The 2,697-nt window shown below is 48.8% G+C and carries 3 protein-coding genes and 1 pseudogene; all 4 read right to left on the minus strand.

What is annotated here, in order from left to right:
* Positions 1–1,341, minus strand: a pseudogene (locus DXD02_RS16185) (recombinase family protein); the annotation flags it as partial.
* Between the two features lie 25 nt (positions 1,342–1,366).
* Complete coding sequence (locus DXD02_RS02420; protein ID WP_007886609.1) at positions 1,367–1,558, minus strand: hypothetical protein; 192 nt, start codon at positions 1,556–1,558, stop codon at positions 1,367–1,369.
* 23 nt (positions 1,559–1,581) lie between these two features.
* A complete protein-coding gene (locus DXD02_RS02425) occupies positions 1,582–1,857 on the minus strand; it encodes a DUF5720 family protein (RefSeq protein WP_118666329.1) in 276 nt (91 codons plus the stop codon).
* 12 nt (positions 1,858–1,869) lie between these two features.
* Positions 1,870–2,697: ParB/RepB/Spo0J family partition protein (locus DXD02_RS02430; protein ID WP_118666342.1), on the minus strand; the 828-nt coding region annotated here is incomplete at its 5' end.

Consider the following 2,697-nt stretch of genomic DNA (forward strand, 5'->3'; position numbering starts at 1 on the left):
ATCTCTGGCGTAATACTCGTTCATAATGTTGCGGAACGGGGTAAAATCATCGTCCCCTCTGGCACTGTCCACGCCGTCATTGATGGCGATAAGGCGAACGCCACGCTGACGCAGGATTTCCATAATCTGACCGACTTTCAGATAGTCACGACCCATGCGGCTCATGTCCTTGATGCACAAATACTCCACATTCCCGGCTTCCACTTCTTTCATCATTGCTAAAAATCCGGGACGGTCAAAGCAAGTACCACTAATGCCATCGTCCGTGAAATGGACAATGTTTGTAAAGCCCTGCCGTGCGGCGAACTCCTCCAACATTGCCTTTTGATTGGATATGGAATTGCTCTCACGCTGTTGGTCATCATCTTTGCCAAAGTCATCACGGCTCAATCGTTCGTACAGAGCAGTGATTTTCTCGTTTTTTCTCATAACTTGCGCTCCTTTCTTCGGTTTTAGGTTATGTGTTCTAAGAGACTTCCCAACCGCTTGATTAAGAAGTCTTTTAGAGCATACAACACCGGCTGCCAGCTTATATTTCTTATACTGCCGCACTGCGAAGTGGTTTGGCTTTTCCGATTCCAGTGCATCAAACATCAGGTCTACGGGGTTTTTGAACTCCTCGTCATCCTCACGGACTTCCATCGCATTGATGAACTCAATGAGGGTGGAGAAGTTCTGCTCCTCCACCGGAGCTTCATAGTGGATATATCCAATCAACGCGCAATACAGCAATGTTTCCGCCTTGACCCAGAAATCGTCTCCGGCCTTGCCTTCGCCTTTGGTATTGGCAATCAGCGTTGTTACCAGCTTCAAGATGTCCTTTTCGCTATGGATATAGGCGAAAGGGTTATAGTGCATGGACTTCTTGAAGTTGATGGTATTTAGGACCTTGATTCGGTACGGCTCATAAATGACCTTGCCGTGCTTATCCTTCATGGGCTTTCCGTCCTTCCCCAGCTTGGGTGCGCCCCTTTGGAGCATTTTTCCGCACTCCACCAAAATGGTTCCCTTCGGGTCAGTCACGACGTAGCTGCTGTGCATCTGCATCAGATTCGGTTTGAGCCAGAAGCGGGTCTTACCGGAACCGGAGCCGCCAATCACCAGCACATTTTTGTTTCTGGCGGTCTTTGGGTTCTTGGGGCGGCTGTTCATTGTCAGGCTCTCCGTTTTCGTCAGAATCACGTTGTTCTGAAATACAGGATCAACGTAAGGTGCAATATCCTCACGGGTTCCCCAGCGGGCCGAACCATATTCCAATCCATGTCTATATTTCTTAGCGTTCTTGCTTTTAAGATAAACCGCCAGCCTCAGACAGCCTCCACAACACAGCCCTACCAACAATCCTCATTCCAAAGAATTGCGGTGTTCAACACTTTTCAAATTTTCTTGCATAGAACCAAAACAGCGGCTTTCGAGGACGCGCCTCTGTAAATGGCTCCTCCTGGGCGAAAGGAAGTGTTTGCATCACTCGGTCAATATCCGTTGATTCCATGTCATGCTGAGATTTGCAATCTTCCCGGATTGCTTCTTGAATTTCCTTTACCGTACACATAGTCATTCCTTTCCTTTCGTTGTATGGGTTTATGAGCGGCGGCGTTTTCCCGGTTTGAAATCGAGGATATGTCCCTCAATCACACGAGCATAACGCTTGATCTTGATCTCCCGGCACTGCTGGCTTTGCAGGGCGGCCTGATACCCGTCCTCGGTCAAAAACAGCCGCATTTTCTCTCCGGGGCTGCCGTAAGCTGTGCTGGGACGCAGGACGGAAAACTCAATTATCCAGCGTGTGTTATCCCAAAACCTCTCCACGGCGAGAATGTTGTGTCCTTTCAGCTCACGGGCTGAAATATCCATCATAGGCGGCTCCTTTCATCGTTCCTGGTCTCTCTGACGCTTTTTCTGCCATGCCTCCAGCAGCTTGATGATGGTTTCCTGCATCCGCTGGGGCGTATAGCTTTTAGGAAAATACTTCCGCAAGGTGTCAGAGGTAAATGTCACTCGGTCCAGATCGCTTTTCTTTTCCTCACCCATGATGACACGCATCATATCGAGGGTCAGATGCCCCTCCTGACTGTATTTTTTGAGCCGCTGAGCTTGAGAAAGAGAAGGGGTAGCCTGTTCGCTGTCCATCGCGTCCAACAGGTCTACCTGTTCCTCCTTTTTGAGAAAGGACAGCTCATAGGCAGGGTTCAGGGCAATCTTCTTTTCATCCACCATATCCATCAATTCAGAAATCAGCTCTGTCAGACGGATATAGCGAAAAATCTGGTTTTTACTCTGACCTACTTGCTCTGCCAAAATCTCACTGGACTTCTTGCCCTCTAACTTGTTCCCAACTTGGGAACAAGTTAAATCAACTCGCTCTCCCTGATGTTTCATAGCATCCAGTTTCATTTTATAAGCAAATGCTCTTTCACTGGGGAGGAGACTTTCTCGTTGCAGATTGCTGTCAACCATAATAATTGTGGCTGCATCATCATCCAGATCACGGACAATTACCGGCATGGTCTCTTTTTCTGCCAGTTCACTTGCCCTGTGCCGTCTGTGTCCGGCCACCAGTTCATAACCGCCCTCCGGGTCAGGACGGGCAATCGCAGGAACCAGCACACCATACTGCTTGATACTGTCTGCGGTTTCCATCATTGCTTCGTCATCCTTGACTTTGAATGGATGCCCTTTGAACGGGTGCAGTTCCGA

Source organism: Blautia sp. TF10-30 (genome assembly GCF_003481245.1).
Taxonomy (GTDB): Bacteria; Bacillota; Clostridia; order Lachnospirales; family Lachnospiraceae; genus Fusicatenibacter; species Fusicatenibacter saccharivorans.